Origin of the sequence: Chloracidobacterium thermophilum B (assembly GCF_000226295.1) — a bacterium.
In the GTDB taxonomy this organism is placed as follows: domain Bacteria; phylum Acidobacteriota; class Blastocatellia; order Chloracidobacteriales; family Chloracidobacteriaceae; genus Chloracidobacterium; species Chloracidobacterium thermophilum.
Genome location: NC_016024.1, coordinates 1729094 through 1748364 on the forward strand (window position 1 = coordinate 1729094; position 19271 = coordinate 1748364).

General features: G+C 63.0%; 11 protein-coding genes. 6 read left to right on the forward strand and 5 right to left on the reverse strand.

The window, feature by feature from the left end; translation table 11 throughout:
* Positions 1 to 111 precede the first annotated feature (111 nt).
* The 5 genes from CABTHER_RS07135 (at position 112) to CABTHER_RS07155 (ending at position 5521) form a co-directional block, all read left to right on the forward strand.
* On the forward strand, positions 112 to 1125 hold the full coding sequence (locus CABTHER_RS07135) for a thiamine pyrophosphate-dependent dehydrogenase E1 component subunit alpha (protein ID WP_014099938.1): 1014 nt from the start codon (positions 112 to 114) through the stop codon (positions 1123 to 1125).
* 27 nt (positions 1126 to 1152) lie between these two features.
* The gene (locus CABTHER_RS07140; RefSeq protein WP_014099939.1) at positions 1153 to 2712 is read left to right on the forward strand and encodes an FAD-dependent thymidylate synthase; all 1560 of its coding nucleotides are present in this window, start codon (positions 1153 to 1155) and stop codon (positions 2710 to 2712) included.
* Positions 2713 to 2887: 175 nt separating this feature from the next.
* Positions 2888 to 3769 (forward strand): hypothetical protein, encoded by an 882-nt coding sequence (locus CABTHER_RS07145; RefSeq protein ID WP_014099940.1) that lies wholly within the window; start codon positions 2888 to 2890, stop codon positions 3767 to 3769.
* A 33-nt stretch (positions 3770 to 3802) separates the two neighbouring features.
* Entirely contained in the window at positions 3803 to 4624 is an 822-nt protein-coding gene (locus tag CABTHER_RS07150) for a phosphatidate cytidylyltransferase (protein ID WP_014099941.1), read from the forward strand.
* A 75-nt stretch (positions 4625 to 4699) separates the two neighbouring features.
* Entirely contained in the window at positions 4700 to 5521 is an 822-nt protein-coding gene (locus tag CABTHER_RS07155; protein WP_014099942.1) for a tetratricopeptide repeat protein, read from the forward strand.
* 14 nt (positions 5522 to 5535) lie between these two features.
* Here CABTHER_RS07155 and CABTHER_RS07160 read toward each other — a convergent pair whose 3' ends face one another.
* The 4 genes from CABTHER_RS07160 to CABTHER_RS07175 form a co-directional block, all read right to left on the reverse strand.
* Positions 5536 to 6495: an AAA family ATPase gene (locus CABTHER_RS07160; RefSeq protein ID WP_014099943.1), complete on the reverse strand. Its 960-nt coding sequence runs from the start codon at positions 6493 to 6495 to the stop codon at positions 5536 to 5538.
* 24 nt (positions 6496 to 6519) lie between these two features.
* Entirely contained in the window at positions 6520 to 7413 is an 894-nt protein-coding gene (locus tag CABTHER_RS07165; protein ID WP_014099944.1) for a Uma2 family endonuclease, read from the reverse strand.
* 68 nt (positions 7414 to 7481) lie between these two features.
* The gene (locus tag CABTHER_RS07170) at positions 7482 to 15050 is read right to left on the reverse strand and encodes a tetratricopeptide repeat protein (RefSeq protein ID WP_014099945.1); all 7569 of its coding nucleotides are present in this window, start codon (positions 15048 to 15050) and stop codon (positions 7482 to 7484) included.
* A 182-nt stretch (positions 15051 to 15232) separates the two neighbouring features.
* The gene (locus tag CABTHER_RS07175) at positions 15233 to 16918 is read right to left on the reverse strand and encodes an aspartyl protease family protein (RefSeq protein ID WP_081464763.1); all 1686 of its coding nucleotides are present in this window, start codon (positions 16916 to 16918) and stop codon (positions 15233 to 15235) included.
* Between the two features lie 400 nt (positions 16919 to 17318).
* On the opposite strand from CABTHER_RS07175, the gene CABTHER_RS07180 reads away from it, so the two are divergent.
* Positions 17319 to 18218, forward strand: a complete 900-nt coding sequence (locus tag CABTHER_RS07180) for a zinc ribbon domain-containing protein (protein WP_014099947.1) — start codon at positions 17319 to 17321, stop codon at positions 18216 to 18218.
* A gap of 30 nt (positions 18219 to 18248) precedes the next feature.
* Here the strand turns inward: CABTHER_RS07180 and CABTHER_RS07185 are convergent, their stop codons facing one another.
* Complete coding sequence (locus CABTHER_RS07185; protein WP_014099948.1) at positions 18249 to 18911, reverse strand: cation transporter; 663 nt, start codon at positions 18909 to 18911, stop codon at positions 18249 to 18251.
* Positions 18912 to 19271 lie beyond the last annotated feature (360 nt).

Sequence of the window (19271 nt, forward strand, 5' to 3'; positions counted from 1 at the left end):
CACCTGAAAAACCAATGCCGGGACGGCGCGCCGAAAACAACCGTTCGCCGGGCCGAAAGGATTAGGCTATAGTCCGGCGTTTCATTTCATACTCCGTCCTACTCCCCTGCTATGTCACCTGAAGTTGTGGAATCACTGCCGGCCACCGTACCGCACCCGTCCCTTTCACGGGAACAACAGCACGAAATTTACCACTACCTCAAGCTCACCCGGTTGCTCGAAGAGCGGCTCGTCAACCTGTACCGCCAGACGAAAGTTGTTGGCGGGCTGTATCGTTCGCTGGGTCAGGAAGCCACGGCCGTCGGGAGCGCCTACGCACTGGACAAGTCACACAACGACATGATTGCCCCGCTCATTCGTGACCTTGGAGCGATGCTGGTCATAGGCGCTACGCCACGGGAACTGCTCCTGCAATACATGGCCAAGCGCGACAGCCCCACCCGTGGGCGCGACCTGCAGATTCACTTTGCAGATTTACGGCGCGGCTTCATCGGTCCCATTTCACACCTGGGCGACATGCTGCCGGTGATGTGCGGCATTGCGTTGGGCTCCCGTCTGCGGCGCGAATCGCGCGTCTGTCTGGTCTATATGGGCGATGGCGCTTCCTCGACCGGCGCGTTTGCCGAAGGCATGAACTTCGCCGCTGTGCAGCGGCTTCCCGTGGTCGTCATCGTCGAAAACAACGGCTACGCTTACTCAACGCCAACCAGCCGCCAGATGGCCGTCGAGCGCATTGTGGACAAAGCCGTGGGTTTTGGCGTCCGGGGTGAACGGGTTGACGGAAACGACGTTCTCGCTGTGTACGATGTCACACGGCGGGCTGTCGAGCACGCCCGTGCCGGCGGCGGTGTCACGCTCATCGAGGCCGTCACTTTTCGGATGAAAGGCCACGCCGAGCACGACGACCAACGCTACGTGCCGAAAGAACTGCTGGCGGCGTGGGCCGCCAAAGACCCTCTGCAACGCTATGAGCGGTATCTGCTCGAAACCGGACTGGCGACGCCGGACGAACTGGAAGCCATCACGCAGCGGATTTCCCGGCAACTCGATGACGACGTAGCCTTTGCGGAAGCCAATCCCATGCCCGAACCGGCTTCGGCGCTGCTCGATGTCTATGCGTCCTGACCACCATCTGCCACGAAAGGTCTGGTCATGTCCATTGCCCTTCCGTCGCCTTCGTTTCGTTCCGCGCCGCCGCTGGTCAGCCTGACCAAAGCCTTTCCGACGCCTTTCAAAAACGTCATTGCCACGGCGCGAACGTGCTATTCGGCGCGCGGCATCGTCCGCGACGAAGACATCCAGACCGGATTTGAGCCACTGGCGCAGAGCATCTACGAAGCCGGACACCACACGACCTACCAGCACGCCCACTTCCAGTTTGCCCTGGCGAACGTGTCGCGGCAGTTCATCTGGAGCTTTCTGCACGCCCATCCGTTTTACAACTCCGAGCAGGTCAGCCAGCGGTACGTGCCGGTCAAACCGGGGACGTACTTCATTCCCGCGCTGTCTGGCGAGGCGCTGGCCGTGTACGAAGCGGCCATTGCGCGCCAGTTCGACGCCTACCGGACGCTGAGCGAGCGCTTGCAGTTGGTCGTCGCAGCCGAATACCGCAAGCTGTTTTCCAAACACGACCCGCAGCACCCCAAAGTACGCCGCAAAATCGAGAAGCGCGCCATGGAGGTCGCGCGGTACGTCCTGCCCGTGGCCACCTTTGCCTACCTGTACCACACGGTTTCGGGCATCACGCTGCTGCGCTACTGGCGGCTGTGCGAGCAGTACGACGCACCTGAAGAAACGCGCGCCGTGGTAGGTGCGATGGTGGCGGCGCTGCTGGCGCACGATCCGCTCTACCAGACGGTGCTGGAAGAACCCCTGCCGCTGGAAGCCACGCTGGAGTTCGACTTTGCCGGGTGGGGAACCTCTGACGGGCAGCGGCAGGTCTTCCGGCAGGAATTCGATGCGAGCCTGGGCGGGCGGATTTCGCGCCTTGTGGATTGGAAGCCGCAGAATGAAACCCTGCTGGCGGCGGCCGTCCGGGAAGTTCTGGGACTGCCGGCGGCGGCGCTGTCCGACGATGACGCCGTGGCGCTCGTCCTTGATCCGGCGCGCAACCGGCTGCTGGGTGAAAAACTCAACCTGACGACGCACGCGAAGCTGACGCGGGCGCTGGCGCATCCGCACTACACTTTCCGCAAGAAGCTGAGCCACACAGCGGATTCACAGGACCAACGCCACCGGTTGACGCCCGGCTCGCGCCCCCTGCTGGTCGGACATCTCGACGCCGAGCCGGATTATGAAACCCCGGCGCTTATTCATCTTGATGAACAACTGGAGCGGTTTTACCGCGAGACCATGGCGCGGACGTGGGAAGCCATCGGACGGCTGAAGGCACTGGGCGTGGCGGCCAGCGATGCGGCCTATCTGCTCCCCAATGCTGTCTCGATCCGCTTCACGGAGTCGTCTGACCTGCTCAACCTGCACCACAAGCACCGCATGCGGTTGTGTTACCTGGCGCAGGAAGAAATCTGGCGGGCGTCAGTCGAAGAAGCCCGGCAGATTCGGGAGGTCAATCCCCGGATTGGGCGCTGGCTGCTTCCGCCCTGTGGTCAGCGCGCCGCAGCCGGAGTGCGTCCGATCTGCCCGGAGGGCGAGCGGTTTTGTGGCGTCCGCGTGTGGAAGCTCGACCTGATGGACTACCGGCGTACGTTTTAGGCCCGGCAGACGCGGCCCGGCTTTCGGAAGGCCCGTCGACGCACAGGCTGGCAGGTGAAGCCCGGCAGCGGATGAAGCACCATCACGGCCGCAAGAAAGTTCCCTTGCTTGACAGGCTATGGCCAGACATCTATGTTCGGCCACTTGACTTTATATCCAAGGCAAGGACTGTTTCATGGCGATTGGTGTCAAGCTCACGACCACGCGCAACAAGGAAAAAGCCAAAGCCAAAGCGGCGCAGGCTGCAACGGCCGCGCCGCCGATGACGCCGGAACGCGAAGAACTGCTCCGGCCGCCAGCGTTTGACCTTTTTCTCCAACGCATCCGCCAGGCGGTTGAAGAAACCGAACTCCCGTTAGGCAAAATCGGACTGGCGCTGCTCATGGTGGTTGTGGTTTCCGGCGGAGCCTACTGGTTTTACAGCTACAACCAGGCCAAGGGCGAGCAGGCATTTGCCGAGGCGCTGGCGATATACAACGCCGAAGTCAAGGAAGCGCCAAAGGAAGGTGAGGCAGCCGAAGATGAGCCGCCCGTTCCCGGCAAAAAGACCTACCCGGACGAAAAAACCAAGTACACCGAAGCGGCAGCCGCCTTTGACAAAGCTGCCGGCTACGCTTCGCAGAGTTTTATGAGCCGCTACTACGCGGCTTTGTGTCGGCTCAAGCTCGACCCGGCCCAGGGCATTCAGGCCCTGCGGGACCTTTCCGTAACCCCCGGAGCCGTCGGTCAGATGGCCACCCTTGCACTGGCTGATGCGCTGGCCGCCGAAGGCAAGGTGGATGAAGCCATTGCACAGTATCAGCAACTCCGTGAAAAGTGCGCGCAGGCTGGCAACAATGCCTTGGTTTCGCTGGAGGTCATTGCCTTCGCACTTGGAAAGCTCTACGAAGCCAGGCAGGACCCGGCGGCGGCCGTCAAAGAGTACGCCATTGCGGCCAAGTCACGGAGCATGGCGCTGCTTGGGCAGCAGGCTTACCAGCGCCTGGCGGCGCTCGACCCGGAAATGGCCCGTCAGATGCCCGAACCCAAACAGGGCGGTGAAGACGACACCTTCTGAGGCGCTCGCTCCGACGGCGCAGCGCCCTGCCCAATGTCCAACCTTGCCTGGCGCGTCATCACGGCGCTCATCGCACTGCCGCTGTTGTTCTGGAGTATCTGGCTCCCGACGCCCTTTCTCTTTGTTGGCTTTGTCATTCTGGCCACGCTGTTCGGGCTGATTGAGTACTTTCACCTCGCCGAAAAACTGGGCTTCATTCCCTTTGTAAGCATTGGCATCTGCGGGCTGCTTGGCGTTCACAGTCTGTTCTATGTGCGCGCCACTGAGTTTTTACCGGCGCTGCTGGGGCTGTTGCTCGGTGCCACCATGGTGCAGGGCGTGCTCACGGAACGGGATTTCAAAAAGTCGCTTCCTTCCCACGCGGCCACGCTGCACGGCGTCGTCTATGTGGGAGTGCTGTGTGGTTTTCTCATCGGCCTCAAGCGGCTTGAACCGCCGGAACTGGGCAGCCGGTTTCTGACATTTTTCTTCGTGGTCATTATGGCCGGAGACGTTGCGGCGTACTTCGTTGGCCGTGCCTTCGGGCGGCACAAGCTGGCGCCGCTGGTCAGCCCCGGAAAGACGATTGAAGGCGCCGTGGGCAACGTCGTTGGCAGCCTGGCGGCGGCCGTGGCGGTTCATTACGGGCTGTTTCCGGCGCTTCCCCTTTCCCACGCCCTGGCTCTGGCTGTTGTCATGAACATTATCGGACAACTCGGCGACCTGTACGAATCGCTTCTCAAACGCGGCGCTGGCACCAAGGATGCCGCTGCCGTGCTGCCCGGCCACGGCGGGCTGCTCGACCGACTCGACAGTTTGCTCTTCAATGCGCCGGTGCTTTATTACTATGCGCAGTACGGGCTGCCACCAAGCTGAGGCAGCCTACATGGATGTTCCGCCAGGGAGCGGCCTGCCGCCCCAGCCCATGCCCCCTGGCTCACAGGACAAAGCATGAAACCATCCACTCTGGCGGTTGCCGTGACGTGCCTCGTCATCGGCTTTTTCATCGGATTTGCCTACACCAACAGCCGCAACCGGGAGTTCATCCGCGAGCAGACCGAAAAAGCGCGGGCGGAAGCCTTTGCCGCCAGCAACCGGACGGCCGGCGGCGCAGCGCCCGATGATGACCTGCACCGCAACCCGAACGTGGAGACGGCGCTCGCCGAAGCCGCCAGCAAACGGGATGACTTCGACGCCCAAACCCGGCTGGGCATCTTTTTGGCCGAACATGGCCGCATTTCTGAAGCGCGGGAATGCTTCGAGGCCGCCGTCAAACTCCGCCCGGACGACTGGCAGGCGCTGGCCATTCTGGGACGGTTGCTGGCCGCCGAATCGAAATACCCGGAAGCCATCGCCCGGTTTGAAGCGGCCTACAAGCTACAACCGAACAACGGGCAGATCGTGGTGGGGCTGGCCAATGCGCTCTTTGACGCCAAACGCTACGAAGACGCCCAGAAGTGGTACGAAAAGGCGCTCACCCTGACGCCCAGGGATGTCAACGTCATCACCGATCTGGGTTTGACATACTACTTCCGCCGGCCACAGCAGTTGGACAAAGCGATGGCGTACTTCCGGCAGTCACTCAGCATTGACCCGAACCACACGCTTACGCTTCAGAACTACGCCATTGCCCTGCTCGATGCCAATCGTCCCGAAGAAGCCAGGCCCATCGTGGAAAAGCTGGAACGACTCGCACCCCAGAACGAAATGCTGCCGGCCATCCGGCAGCGGCTGGCCCAGGCAAACACGACCGGCAACATTCCGCCCCACTGACGGGACGGCCCAAACTAGCGTGGGACAGCCAAGCGCCGGATGATGTCCGTGATGATTTCATCGGGCGTGATGCCATCAATCTCGGCTTCGGAGCGCAGCACGATCCGGTGCCGTAGCACCGGCAGGGCCACGGCCTTGACATCATCCGGGGTGACGAACGTCCGCCCATCGAGCGCCGCCTGGACTTTCGCCGTGAGCAGCAACGCCACGGCCGCACGGGGACTGGCCCCCCACGTCAGGTTGGGCGCGGCCGGCGGCCGTGTGGCACGAACGAGATTGACCATGTAGCGGCGGACGCCTTCCTCAACGACGACATCCCGAACCGCTGCCCGGCACTGAAGAATGACGCTTGAATCCGGCAGGCACTCCAGCGGGAGCACGTCGAGCCGCCGGGCATTGAAGCCGCTGCTCCAGTTGGAGACCACCTGGACTTCCTCTTCCAGCGAAGGGTAATCCACGAGAATTTTCAGCAGGAAACGGTCTAGCTGGGCTTCGGGCAGGGGGTACGTGCCCTCGTACTCAATCGGATTCTGCGTGGCCAGCACCATAAACAGCGGCGACATGCGATGGGTTTCGCCATCCACCGTCACCTGCCGCTCCTCCATGGCTTCAAGCAGCGCCGACTGGGTTTTGGGCGGCGTGCGGTTGATTTCATCCGCCAGCAGCAGGTCGGTGAAAATCGGCCCCCGGCGAAAGGTGAACACCCCGGTTGCCGTGTTATAGACGTTCGTTCCGGTCACATCAGCCGGCATCAAGTCAGGGGTGAACTGGATGCGGTTGAACCCGGCCCCGATGACGCGCGCCAGGGTTTTGACAAGCAGCGTCTTGGCTGTGCCCGGTGGCCCTTCGAGCAGAACGTGACCTTCGGCCAGAAGTCCGGTGAGAATCTGGTCAATGACGGCGTTTTGCCCAACGATGACAAGACGCAGTTGCCGCCGGATGAACTCGGCGACTTCCTGCACAGATGGCCCCATAAGGTTTCCTTTCCCAGCCGTGGCTCAGGCGCCGTTGGTGTCGAGTCCCAGCTCGCGCAGCCTGGCCGCCAGACGTTGCAAACGGGCTTCAGCGGCTTCCGCCCGCTGGCGTTCCGCTTCGGCCCGTTGCTGCTCAGCTTCCGCCCGCTGGCGTTCCGCCTCGGCCTGCTGCCACGCTGCCTCCGCCCGTTGCCGCTCGGCTTCCGCCCGTTGCCGCTCGGCTTCCGCCCGCTGCCGTTCGGCTTCGATCCGTTGCTGCGCCAGGGCCGCTTCCTGGGCAGCTTGCGACAGCCGCTGGAGTTCTTCCCGCAGGAGGTCTTCGGGCATGGGCGGCGCCAGAATGGTCTCGACCAGCAGGGTCAGTCCGGCCAGAACCCGCGATGCCAGCACATCCCCCGGCTTGAGCACCTGCTCCTGATAGGTTGTGCCGCCATCGGCCAGATACAGCGCCACAACCTGTTTCCGGCGGCCGTCCACAATCCAGTACTCTGGAATCCGCCGCTGCTCATACTCGGCGCGCTTGTCGTAGTAATCGTCTTTCCAGTTCTCGCTTGTGACTTCGACGACCAGACGCATCGGCTCGCCGAGTCGTAGGACGGCCGGGCCGCCCTGCTTCAGCAGACGTTCCCAGTCGTGGCGGTCATACACAGCAATGTCCGGCAGGCGTGATGTGTCTTCCTCGGTCTGGACGCCGGCATTGACGCGCACCACATAGGGAAGGTTATGCGCGGCAATGAAACGCATCATCATCGCAGCCAGAAAGCTGATGAGCAGTTCGTGCGCGGCAGTGGCCGTGGGCATAGGAACCAGCACCCCGCGCACCAGTTCGTAGCGGGTGTCCGTGCCATCATCAAAACGCAGGTATTCCTCGAAGGACATCCGGCGTTCAACGGGCGGGGCCGAAGGCGCGCGTGACATCGTGCATCATCTCCTCAAAAATATTCTCCGGCAAACCCGGCCCCTTCTCCGAGGGCCGGGCCTGCTGGCTATAAACCTTCACCTACCACATCGGTAAAGTTCAACTCACTGGTTGGCGTCAAGCCAAACAGGTTCTTCCGCGCCGGTTGCTGCTCAAGACGCCGGCGCACTTCGGCCAAAAGCTGTCTGGCTTCATCTGTGGCGGCCGGTGAACTGGCGGACAGCGCGAGCAAAGCCTGGGCAAACGTCATCGCCAGTTCCTCATCCTGCTGCGCCAGTGCCGCCGCCGCCAGACGGGACAACAACTGCCGCTGTGCAGCAAGCCGCTGGTCAGCAGCCTCCCGGCTGGCCGATGTGTACGCTGCCGCCGGCCAGGAACCCACCGGCTGCTCATAGACCACACCGGCGGACGGCAGTCCGGCGGAAGGCGTTTGCGGGACAAACTGCACATTGCGCGCCAGCGCCAGCGCCATTCCGGTCTGGTTGGCGGCCAGCGCTGCCCGAATGACCTGCTCCCGATCAGATGAGGCCCCTTCGCGCAGGGCCTGCACGTAGGCCGGGATGGCCTGCCCTGGCCGGTTCGTCCGTTCCAGAAATTGCCCGTAGGCTTCCCGCGTGCCCGTGGCGTATGGCATTTGCGCCGCCTGCTCAAAGGTTTTCTGGGCCTCGGTCGTACGCCCCAGCGCGTCCTGCAACACAGCCAGGCAGGTCAGACTTTCCGCATCAGAGGACGCGCGGGCTTTACCCAACAGCGCCTCACCGACTGCCGGCTGCTGAAGCAGCAGGGCAACCAGTTGCTGAAGTCCGCGCTGCCGTTCCTCCGCCTTCAACCGGCGGTCCTGAGCAAGTTCATAGAGTTGCGTCGCGGCTGCTCCCAGATCGCCCGTACGCGCCAGCAGCCGCGCCATTTCAATCCGGTTTTCGGCATCTCCCGGAAGCAGCCGGTAAAGACGCTCACGCCACTTCAGGGCCGGCGCATAAGCCCCATACTTGGCCGCCAGTGCCGCCGCCTCGGCCAGTACCTGCGGTTCGGGACGGCGCTCAACCAGCCGGGTGAGCTGCCGCAGCGCCGCCTCGGTCTGCCGCCGCATCAACTGGGCTTCGATGTAGCCCAACGCAACCCCCAGGCTGTCATCCCGGGCCATCTGCAACTGGTAGCAGGTTTCCAGAAACGCCGTGGCTTCCTCCGCCTTGCCTTCGTTCAGCAGCAGGTAACAGGCATGTTGCGCCCGCTGAATGGCTCCCGTGTCGTTCGGCGCATCCGGCGTAGCCGCGGCCGGAGCGGCAACAAACGCTTTCAGACGTTCGACGGCCGCCGCCGTGCGCCCACTGCGTATAGCCACTGCCGCCTGTGCCATGACGAGCCACTCCGGTTCGACCGCGACCGTCTCCGGCTCGGAAATGTACAGGTCAGGGGGCGCCTCCTCGCGCATTCGCCCGAACAGCGTCTGGCGCAGTGCAACCATGTCGCGCAGCTCCCGCTCCGCTTCGGCGTAGGCTTTTGAAGCCACCAGCGCCGTTGCCCAGGCCCGCTGTACCTTGGATAGCGCACCGGCAAGGGTGTCGCTGCCAGGGACATCGTCGCTGTACAGGTCATAGTCGCCACGGGCATAGGCCGTGATGATCTGGTTGGCCAGGCGCTCGCTGGTCAGACGGTACAGCGGCAGCCGCGTCCGCTCCGGCAGGGCCTCGGTCAGGGTCAACTGCAAGCCAAGGCGGATGTCATCCGGGACCGCTGCCAGAACCCGTACCAGCGCCGGCACGATCAGCGACTCCCGGCCGGACTGACTGCGGGCCAGCGTGCAAAGCAGCGTCACCAGCGGTTCATAGGTGTCCTCATTGGCGCGCTCCCGCAGCCGGGCAACAAGGTAGGCTTCCACCGGCGGCAGAGCTTCGTTGAGCAGGTCGTACCGGGCCAGCACTGAGAGAAACGTCAGGTGGGCGGCAAGCTGGTTGCGTCGTCCGGCGAGCATCCGCCGCCACGTCCCCAGGGCGGCTGTCCGGTTGCCCATTTCATAGAGAGCAGCGCCTTCAGCCGCGATGGCTTCCGGGTCTTCCGGGGCCAGTTCACGCGCCAGCCGCGCATGCTCCAGGGCTTCGGGATAGCGTTTGCGCGCACACAGAAAATACGCCAGTGCCGTCTGCGCTGATGCCGAACGGGGAGAAGCTTCTGTTTCGGCCACCAGGAAGCGCAGGGCATCCGCCGCCCGCGAGTCATCCAGAGTCAGCCAGACGCCGTAGTTGCGCGCCGTGCGAAACCAGTCTTCCCCGGTGAGTTCGCGTGCCGGGTCCGGCTTGCGGTTGGCCTGCTCGCCTATCGGCCGGATACCCAGCACCTGCCGGTACAGGTTTTCGACCTCCGGCGACCGGTTTCGGAAGTAGAGTTCAAGTTGCGCCAGCCGCGCCTGCTGCCAGGCAACCGGCTGTCCGGCGTTCTCAATGGCCAGCCTTGCCAGTTCCTTCTCGCGCACATGGACGAGAAAGTTGATGAGCTGGAGCTGATAGGGCGAGTAGCTGGCAGCCAGTTTCCGCATGGTTTGCCGATCGCCCTGCTGGTGCAGCAGCTCCAGCAGCCGCATCACGAGCGGATTTTCTTCCGTGACAAGCGCACCGGTACGTTGCCGGTAATACTGCTCCAGTACCGTCCGCTCGGCCGCCACATCCCCAACGTTGCGGCAGAAGTCAGCCTTGGCGGCCGTGAAGTCGAAGGCCCCGGGAAAGCGGGCACGGGCTTCCTCAGCCGTCAACAGGGCAAGCGCCGCCTTGGTGTCCAGACGGGATTCATAGAAGGACAGCAGCGCCCGCAGTGCATTGACGTAGTTAGGGTCTTCCGCCGACTGCTGTGCCGCGTAGGCGGCATCCTTGCGCCGCAGCAGCGCCTGCTCCGTCGCCCGGTACAAGCCCAGATTGGCGGTGATGTTGGCCAGACGCTCGAACTCGGCCGACCCGACAACAGCCCGCGTCAGGCGTTGCGTCAGCGCCTCATCCAGTTGGGCAAGCTGGGCCGCCGTGGCATAGCCGCGGATGACCTGGGGGAAACGTGACGGCCGCACTGTGTAATCGAGCAGGCCGCGTCCACGCTGGACAACCGCATTCTGCGGGGCCTTGGCCAGAGCAGCCTCAAGGGCTTCGAGCCGGCCGAGCGCTGCCACGGCCGATTCACGGTACAGAATGGTCTGCAACCACGCGACCACGGCATCCTCATCGAACGTTTCCGTCGGCGGCGACTTCATGACGCGCGCAAAGCCCTCGTCATAAAAGCTGCCGCCCTCGGCAACGGCGCCGGCCGTCAGCAGGGTCTTTCCGGCGGCAAAATAGACCTGCGCCGACAACTGTTTCCGCCTGGCAAAGGACTCCCGCAGTGCCGCGATGGCGCGTTCGGTCTGGCCCTGTTCGAGATACACCTCGGCCGTCGCGGCTGCCCAGCGTGGGTTCTGCGGCTCCAGCTCGGCCGCCCGTTTGAGCGTGGCCAGAGCTTCGTCGTAACGCCCCGCCTGGCGATAAAGCGCCGCCAGGGTACTCCTGAAATCACCCCGCTGCGGCTCGTTGACAATGGCCTTGGCATACTGTTCCGCCGCGCCGCCCAGATTGCCCTGAAACCGGTAGATTTCCGCCAGAACGACATTCCAGCGGTAGTTGCGGTCCGCCTTGGCAGCCAGTTCGGTGTAGTAGCGCGTCATCCGCTCCAGCAGGTTCTGCTGCTCGGCATACCGCAGGGCCACCTGCAACCGGGACGAGTCTTCCGGCTCGCGGTTGATGAGTTCGATGTGCTGGTCAACGGCTTCCTGATGCCGGCCAAGGCGCGTCAATACCTCGATGTAGCCTTTCCGCAGCTCGAACTCATCGGCCCCGGTAGCCAGACTGGCCAGGCCCTGCTGGTACAACGCGGCCAGATCGGCATCGCGTTTGGCGTCTGCCAGAAGCCGGGCCAGTTCGGTAAAGGCCTCCGTATCCGTGGGATTGGCCGCATACCATTCGCGCAGCGTCGTCTCAGCCGCCGCCACCTGACCGCTTTCGCGCTGCCGTCGCGCCAACTGGAGCGTCAGACTTCGCCGGTAGTCGCCGGTGGCGATCTGGCGCGATGCCTGGGCCAGTGTCACCGCCTTGTCCACAGCCCCCAGCCGCCCGTAAAAGCGTCCCACTTCCTGCACGACACCCAGATTGTTGCGGTAGTCGCGCGCCAGACCGTCCAGCGTCTGGAGCGCCTCCCCACGCTGGTTGTGGGCTTCAAAAAAGGTTGCCAGTTGCAACCGGTACTTGATGTTTTCACGCTCGTCCCGCGCCAGGGCGACGAGACGTTCCAGCACTTTCCGCTCATCGGCCGCGCGCCCGGCAGCGCGAAACTCATCCCGGACGGCCTCCAGAAACGGAATTTCCGACCGTCGCGCGGCCTCACGCGCCAGCAGGTCAAGTGCAGCATCCTGCCGTTCGGCCCGCTTGAGATAGTCGGCATAGCCAAGGATGAGTTCCGGCGTGTTCTGTTTCGCCAGACGCGCCTGAAAGGCGGCTTCGATGGCGGCCGCCCCATCCTTGCGGCGGGAAAGCACAACCAGACGCTCGATGGCCGGTTCCCGTTCGGTGCCGCCGCCAACCGCAGCCATGTATTCGGCCAGTGCCCGCTCGCGCTGCTGCCGCTCCTCATAGAGCGCGCCAAGCTGGTAGGCATAGAGGGTGTCATCGCCGACCCGCTTGCGCAGGGTTTGCAGTGTTCGGATGGCGTCATCGTAGCGGTAATAGTCCCAGTAGAGCGTCGCCAGTTCCAGGTAGGCTTCAGAATCACCGGGTGCGCGTCGGACAATGTTTTCCCAGTGGGCGGCGGCCCCTTCCCAGTCTCCGGCCTCGGCCCGCACTTCCCCGGCCAGTGTCAGAAAGCGGTTTTCAGCCGGATAGACCCTGGCGAGTGCCGCCCATTGCTGAGCGGCTTCGTCCCGCGCGCCAGGGCGCGTCGCAGCCAGCGAGCGCAGCAGCGTGGCCAGTCGCTCCGCGTAGTAAACCTCTCCCGGATAGCGCGTCACGAGTTCACGGTAGGCGTCAACCGCTTCCTCATGACGCGAAAGCCAGAGCGCAGCATCGGCGGCAAACTGCCGGTGACTGGCGTCATTCTGTGCCCTGGCTTTGGCATAACTGGTCACCAGGCGGTTCTTCTCGGAAAGATAGGCCAGATAGGCGCTGCGCAGCGTCGGGTCGGCAAAGTAATACTGGGCAGCCAGACGTTCCCACTCGGCCAGGCGGTTCGTTGCCCGGTAGTATTTCAGCAGTCCGCGCACAAAAAACAGGTTCGTGGGAAAGCGGTCGTGCGCCATGCGGAAGAGTTGCAGGTACAGCCGGGCGTCATTGTTGCCCTCTTCGAGCTGCACATCCTCAAAAAATGCCTGCAAATAGGCGGACAGGTCTTCGTCGTCGAGTGCTGCTGAAAGCTGTTTCGAGTACTGGGCAAAGGCCGCCTGACGGTCATTGCGGATGAACCACCGCGCCAGACGATGCCGCCAGGTGTTGTCGCCAAAACGTCGGACGGCCTCCTGATAAGCGCGAAGCTGCTCATCCACCAGACTTTGCTGCCCCAGCCAGCGCAACAACCGTTCGTACAGCCCTTCTTCACGCGGATGTTTTTTGATTTCACCGTACAGAAAGGTCAGGGTCGGGTTGAGGCGTGGCGGCTTACCCGGCGATGGCTCGTCGGCAGGTTTCTGCGCCTCGGTCGCAAAACTGGCAATGACCCGCTCCAGCACCGAAGCATAAGTGACGGTTTCTTTCGGCTCGACTGACCGCCCCAGGTAGTCGGTCTGGTAGTCATAGTCCTCAAAATCTCGGAACTCATCCGAATCGTCGGTGTCGGTCAGGTCGTGGATGCGATAGGCCGACGACGAAGCCATATCTTCCTGTCTTGGTGTGTCCGTTGTTGGGACAAACACCCACCGGCGCGTGGAAACCGGCATCAGCGGCGCCCGCTCCGGTTTCCGCGCCGCAAGCCAGTCGAGCAGCGCGATCAGGCGTTTGCGTTCGGCATCACGCCGTCCAAGGCGCGCTTCAGCCTCAGCGACCCGCAACGTCACTTCAGGAAAGGTCGGCGCATCTGGAAAGGCACGCAGGAATTCCTCGCCCAGCCGCACGACGGTCTCGTGTTCGCCCATCGCGGCAAAGGCTTCGAGCAGTTTGGCGTGAAGTGGCGGCAGCCGCCCGGAACGGGGATACTCGGACTGAAGCGCCGTAAAGAACCGATACGCCAGCGCCCGGTTGAAGTAGGCCGTTGCCGAACGGTTCGCGCGGGCATACTCGCGGGGAATGTTGTTGCCGGCCAGAATGAGTGACAGGACGCCGTTGAGAAACCCGGCTCCCTGGTCAACCTGGGCGATGTCGGCATACAGGGACAAATCCCCGGCGCTCAGGGTCGTCCCGACTTCGTTGGCGTCGAGCAGGGCGGCCACGAGTTTGGCCAGCGTCGCCTCCCGCTCCGGCGAGCCGGGATTGGCACCGCCCATGGCGTACAGGGAATAGAGAAACCGCGCCGCCAGATCATACTGCCCGATGTTGAGACACATAGCCGCCGCACGGTCGAGTTCCTCACGCGGCCAGCCGGTCATCTCACGGCGTTTTTCGAGCGTGGTCAGGGTCTGTGCGGCTGCGGACAGGTTGCCTTCGTAGGCCAGCACATTGAACAGTCGCGCTGCCGTCCCAAAATCGGACGCCCCCTGACGAAAACGCTCCTGGAGCTGGCGGCGGTAGGTGCGATAGCGCCCGTACTGGCGCAACCGTTCATACCAGTCGCTGACGACTGCCCGCGGCCAGAGCGGATCGAATGCCTGGTCATAGACGGCTACCGCCGCGTCCCGCTGCCCGCGTCTGTCGTAAATGCGCGCCCGCAACTGAAGGAAAAAACGCCTCTCGTCCGGGTACTTCGGCTGCCACATATCCAGCGCGCGCAGGGCTTCATCCGCTTTGTCATCCGCCACCAGCCGTTCAAGGTAACGCTTCAGAAAGGTGATGTCTTCGGGATGCCGTTCGATGAGCTGCCGATACCAGTCGGCCACATCCACACCGGTCAGAGCGCGTTTTTGAACCAGCTCAGAGACGCGGTCGGCAACGGCCCGGCGCTCAGCCGCCGAAGGCGTCAGCAAAGCCAGCCGTTGGAGCGTACGGACTTCTTCACTGTAAAGCCCACGCCCGTGGTAAAAGGCCGCCAACCGCCGCAGACCATCCGTGCCTTCCGGCCGCAGGTTGGCGTAGCGCGTCATGAGTTGCAGCGCCCTGGGGATGTTGCCCAATCGCTCATTGAGAAAAGCCCCGTAGCGCAACAGCCGGACATCGGCCGGATACCTGGACTGCAAAGCGGTGATCGCGGCTTCGGCTTCGGCAAACGGCCGGGGGACGAGCGTGGGAACGCCCAGGAAGGTTTCCGTTGCATAGAGGGCATCCCGCAGTTCGGCTGGCGTCGCCCGCGTGGCATCCGTCGCCGGCGGCGCCGACGGTTGGGATGGCTTTGCGGTCGGCGTCCCGGCCGGGGATTTCGGACGCGGCCGGTTCTGGGCCCCAACCATCCACCACGCAACGGGCATCACCACCAGCCCCGCCGCAAGAATGACGAACAGAAAGAGAAAAAACCGCTGCCTGACGGGCTGGGTGGAGCGCGAGCCATCCATACGCGAATCCTCTGTCGGAGTGAACTTGGTGCTGTGTTACTGCCGGGCCGCGAGGAGTGAACCACAGGACTTGTACGCCATTGTTACTGAAATCACTCAAGACAGGCAAAAGAAAGGCGGCACGCCCTCCGGCGCACCGCCCTTGGGAGACCTTCCCCTGATGATGAACGGAAGGCAGGTGTTCAGTGGGTTGGCGTCGTGCCGCCGGCTGTCGGCTGCGCCTCGATCTGGCGTCTGACGATGCCGTTTGGAGACGGTGTGAAGGTGATCTGCTGCTGCCGGAAATCAATCTCGATGCGGCAGTGGCTCAGGAAGTCGCCCCCCAGGATGCCGCTCTGTTCAAAGCCCGATGACTCATTGAGACGGCGCATGTCAATGACTGGCAAACGGAGATCATGGCGCACAAGGTCATAAATCCGCATGGCACCAATCGCCAGAACCGGCACTTTTTCGGATGACCCGGCCGCGCCGACGATCCGCACACACTGATCGGGAAGAATCTTGGACTGCCAGTTGTGCCGCTCGACGACCGATTGATCCACAACCGAGGCACTGGCACCCGAATCCAGGATGAAGTTAAGGATGTGGCCGTCATCGAGCTGTGTCTCAACACTGATGAGTCCGCTTTCCGTCAGGCGGAAAGGCAGACGGGTCGCGCCATCACCTGCCGGAGCCGGCTGGGACTTGGGCGCTGCATCACGTGGAGTGTAGCGCAAACCCAGAACCCGCTGAGGATAGTCAAGGGTCAGGACAAAATCGGCAAGCGTTGACAGTCCCAGAAAGCCGTCCACCCTGGTGCCATGGCTGTTCAGGCTCTGAATGTCACGGAGATAGACCGGCACGGTTTCGATTTTGATCGGACCCAGCTCAAGTGACTTCAGCACGCCATACACGATAGGAAACGTCCCACTTCCACCCACGGCCCGGGCCTCCCCTCCGGCGGCCACCGGGCGGATACCGAGTTTGGCGGCAGCATCGTTGGAAAGCACACAGGAACTGGCCCCGGTGTCGAGAACGAAGTTGAACGGGCCCTTGCCGTTGATCCGCACGTTGATGTGCGGCCGCCGCCCGTGGAGTTCAAAGGGAATGAGGGCATCGGCGCGTTCCTGGACGACATTGATGCGTGACGTTCCAAGGTAGGTGTAAAAACGAATCACCCCTTCGATCCGCTCACGCCGCTCGGCATCCGTGCGTGGGGCAAGCCGCAGGAAGTTGCGCAGGGAGTCGGCCGCAAAGTGAAAATTCTCCAGCCGGGAGGCAATCCGCGCCGCCAGCAGGTGATAGTCCGGCTCTTCCGGGCTTTCACTGATGGCGGCCGTGATGAGTTGTGCCGCCAGGGAGAGCTGATTCTCATAACAGGCCAACTCGGCAATCCCAGCCATGGCGATGGCATTGTTGCGCTTGAGCGCGAGCGCCTGCTTGAGGGCATCAAAACCATCCCGAAAGTAACCGGAACGCAGGAGCGCCACACCTGAAATGGCCAGGGCTTCGTCATGTTTCGTGGGCGGCGCAAGCAACGGGCGTACCACATCGTAGGCTTCCGCATGGTGCCGGGTCTTGATGAGCAGCCAGGCTAGTCCGCAGCGCGCCGAAGCCAGTTCCGCATCAAGGGCCAGCGCCTGGCGGTACACGGCCTCAGCCGCCTCGAAGTCCCCGTTCCGCGCCAATTTGCGCCCCTGCTTCACGAGGTTGGCCGCCTGGCGACGCGCCTCGGAAGCCTCATCCCCACCCAGGGCTGAAGGCGCGGCCCAGGTCGCCGTCCCCCAGTGCGTAACGCAAAACGTCAGGCACAGGACGGTTGTCCACCGTACCAGGCTTTCAAAAGCCATCGGCCGCCATAAACGGGTAGCGCGGAGCAAGCTTCCCATGAGAACCAACCTCCCTGAATGAGCAGATGAGACACAACCGAATCCGCGCAAGCACGGGAACTGGGGGGCAGCCCGTTTGCACCATCACCGGGTTGCTGGAAACCTAAAGCCGAGCCGTCAGACGGAGTCCGCTCTGACCCCAAAAGCCTTGCGATGTAGGAAAAAGAAGCTAAGCCAACGATAAACAGTGTTTGTTTTGCGTGGGCAGGATTATAGGCTAACCCGCGCCGGTGTGCAAAAAGACGTGGTGCGGCCGTCACTCACCAGACATACCTGACGCCAAGCCCTTGGGAGCCAGCAGTACGTCTGAATTCCGATTTACCCTCACTGCCAGCGCGACTAGCATAGGAAACCATCCTTCTGTGTCTTGCTCTGAACGGACACCTGCCCAGCCTGAGCTATGAAGATCATCTGCCCCGAATGTCAAACTGAAGCGGCGCCGGGAATGAAGTTTTGCCGGAACTGCGGCGAAAAGCTCCCTGATCCACTCTCTTCTGCGCCGACCGTCGCTGGCACGGCCCTGCCACCACTGGACCAAGCAGGAACGGTTGAAAGTCCGGCGGTCGTACCGCCCAAACCACCCGAGGCGTTCAAAACGGTCGTCGGGCAGGCGGTCACACCGCCCAAGCCACCTGAAGCCTTCAAAACCGTGGCGGGGCCGGCTGTCACACTGCCGAAGCCATCTCCCGATGCCCTCAAAACTGTGGGGGGACAGGCCGTTCCGGCTGCCCCAGCCCTATCCCAACCCACATCGCCAGGCCCGGCGGACGCCGGGCAGGAACCGGCAGCCGACAGCGGCCGGCGCTTTGTGTACCTCATGCTGACGCTGGTGGCGCTGGGCTTTCTGGCCGGACTGGCGCTGTTTTTTGCCGTCTATGTCTTTGGCGAAAAACCCAGGCCAGCCGTCCCGGCAGCGCGTACCGGCACTGAGTTCCTCGATGCCTCCATCACCCGCATCGAGCTGTGCAGTTTTCGGGTGCTGCCGACCGAACCTGATGCCTTTGACTTTGAGGCAGCATCCAATGCCTTTCCGGCGGGTATCCGGGCAGTTGCTGTTCGCGTCAGTGGCCGCACCCGCCCTGATGGCGACTACCGTGTGGTCTGGCGTCGGCTGGAAACGGCCGCGCCGCTGATGGCCCAGTCCATTCAGTCCCTCACAGAGAACAAGCAGACGGTCCGGCTGCTCTATCAGCCGGACGGAATGCCCCTGCCTTCCGGGACTTACCTGGTCGAAATTCAGGATGGTGACCGGCCACTGGCCCGCGCCTATTTCACGATTGGTCTTCCGGCCAAACCGTAGGCCCTGGACGGCAACCGACCCTGCGGACGGTCATCCGGGTAAGCTGGTGGGCAGGTCCGTTGTTTGGGCAGGGGACGCTTTGGCCGTGATGCGGAGTTCGGCCAGCGCCGCCGAAAGCACCCGTACCGACGAAACGAGCAGCAGAAGCACCAGCCCGCTGGCCACCACGACATCTGGCCACGCCGCCCCTGTCAGCCACACCAGTGCGGCCGCCACCAGCACCGCCACATTCCCCGCCACATCGTTCCGGGAACAGGCCCAGACGGAACTCATGTTGATGTCTTCCTGGCGGTGCTGCCACAGAAGCCACAGGCAGGCGCCATTGGCGGCGAGTCCGAGCAGACTGAAGACGCCCATGACCTCAAACAACGGCACGCCCGGATGGAAGAGCCGGTGGACGATTTGCACCACAACCCCTGCGGCGGCGGCGAAGATGAGTCCACCTTTGAACAGGGCGACGCGCGCCTTGGCGGCCCGGTCACGGGAAACCACGTAGAGGCTCAGTCCGTAGGTCAGCGCATCGCCCAGGTTGTCCAGGCTGTCCGCCAGCAGGGCCGTCGAACGGCCATACCACGCCGCACCGACTATCACGCCAAACATGAGCGCGTTGATGCCGAGCGTCAGCCACAGCGTACGCCGTTGCCGCGCAGAGCATGGACTGAACGAACTTTCGTGGTGGCAGCAGCTTCCCATGGCAGCCTGTCTCCCGCGCCGTCAGGCAAAGGTGATCGTCAGGGTGTCACCACTGTAGTCAGTGCTATACGATAGCAAAGTCTTTATCCGGTCTGCTCGAGCAAGTGGGAGGCGAGGTGCCACGGGTCAGCGGTAAGGCACCTACGATGCCAAAGCGGTTCACGCTCCGACCAGCACGCGGCAGTCCAAGGCGGCGATTTCCCTTGGGGAAGGTGCCATCCCATGGGGACTACCTCAACACCTTCCCCTATCTGGTACGCCTATCTAGTACGCCACAGTCCATCCAGGGAGGCGAAAGAGGGCAAATTGTGCCTGCTACGTGGATCAGGAGTGAGAAAAAGAGTAAGTCATGCCAAAATC

Coding starts and splice junctions, on each gene's coding strand:
- CABTHER_RS07145 (WP_014099940.1), top strand. CDS start 2,888: ATGGCGATTGGTGTCAAGCTCACGACCACGCGCAACAAGGAAAAAGCC.
- CABTHER_RS07160 (WP_014099943.1), bottom strand. CDS start 6,495: ATGGGGCCATCTGTGCAGGAAGTCGCCGAGTTCATCCGGCGGCAACTG.
- CABTHER_RS07170 (WP_014099945.1), bottom strand. CDS start 15,050: ATGGATGGCTCGCGCTCCACCCAGCCCGTCAGGCAGCGGTTTTTTCTC.
- CABTHER_RS07185 (WP_014099948.1), bottom strand. CDS start 18,911: ATGGGAAGCTGCTGCCACCACGAAAGTTCGTTCAGTCCATGCTCTGCG.
- CABTHER_RS07165 (WP_014099944.1), bottom strand. CDS start 7,413: ATGTCACGCGCGCCTTCGGCCCCGCCCGTTGAACGCCGGATGTCCTTC.
- CABTHER_RS07150 (WP_014099941.1), top strand. CDS start 3,803: ATGTCCAACCTTGCCTGGCGCGTCATCACGGCGCTCATCGCACTGCCG.
- CABTHER_RS07140 (WP_014099939.1), top strand. CDS start 1,153: ATGTCCATTGCCCTTCCGTCGCCTTCGTTTCGTTCCGCGCCGCCGCTG.
- CABTHER_RS07135 (WP_014099938.1), top strand. CDS start 112: ATGTCACCTGAAGTTGTGGAATCACTGCCGGCCACCGTACCGCACCCG.
- CABTHER_RS07155 (WP_014099942.1), top strand. CDS start 4,700: ATGAAACCATCCACTCTGGCGGTTGCCGTGACGTGCCTCGTCATCGGC.
- CABTHER_RS07180 (WP_014099947.1), top strand. CDS start 17,319: ATGAAGATCATCTGCCCCGAATGTCAAACTGAAGCGGCGCCGGGAATG.
- CABTHER_RS07175 (WP_081464763.1), bottom strand. CDS start 16,918: ATGGGAAGCTTGCTCCGCGCTACCCGTTTATGGCGGCCGATGGCTTTT.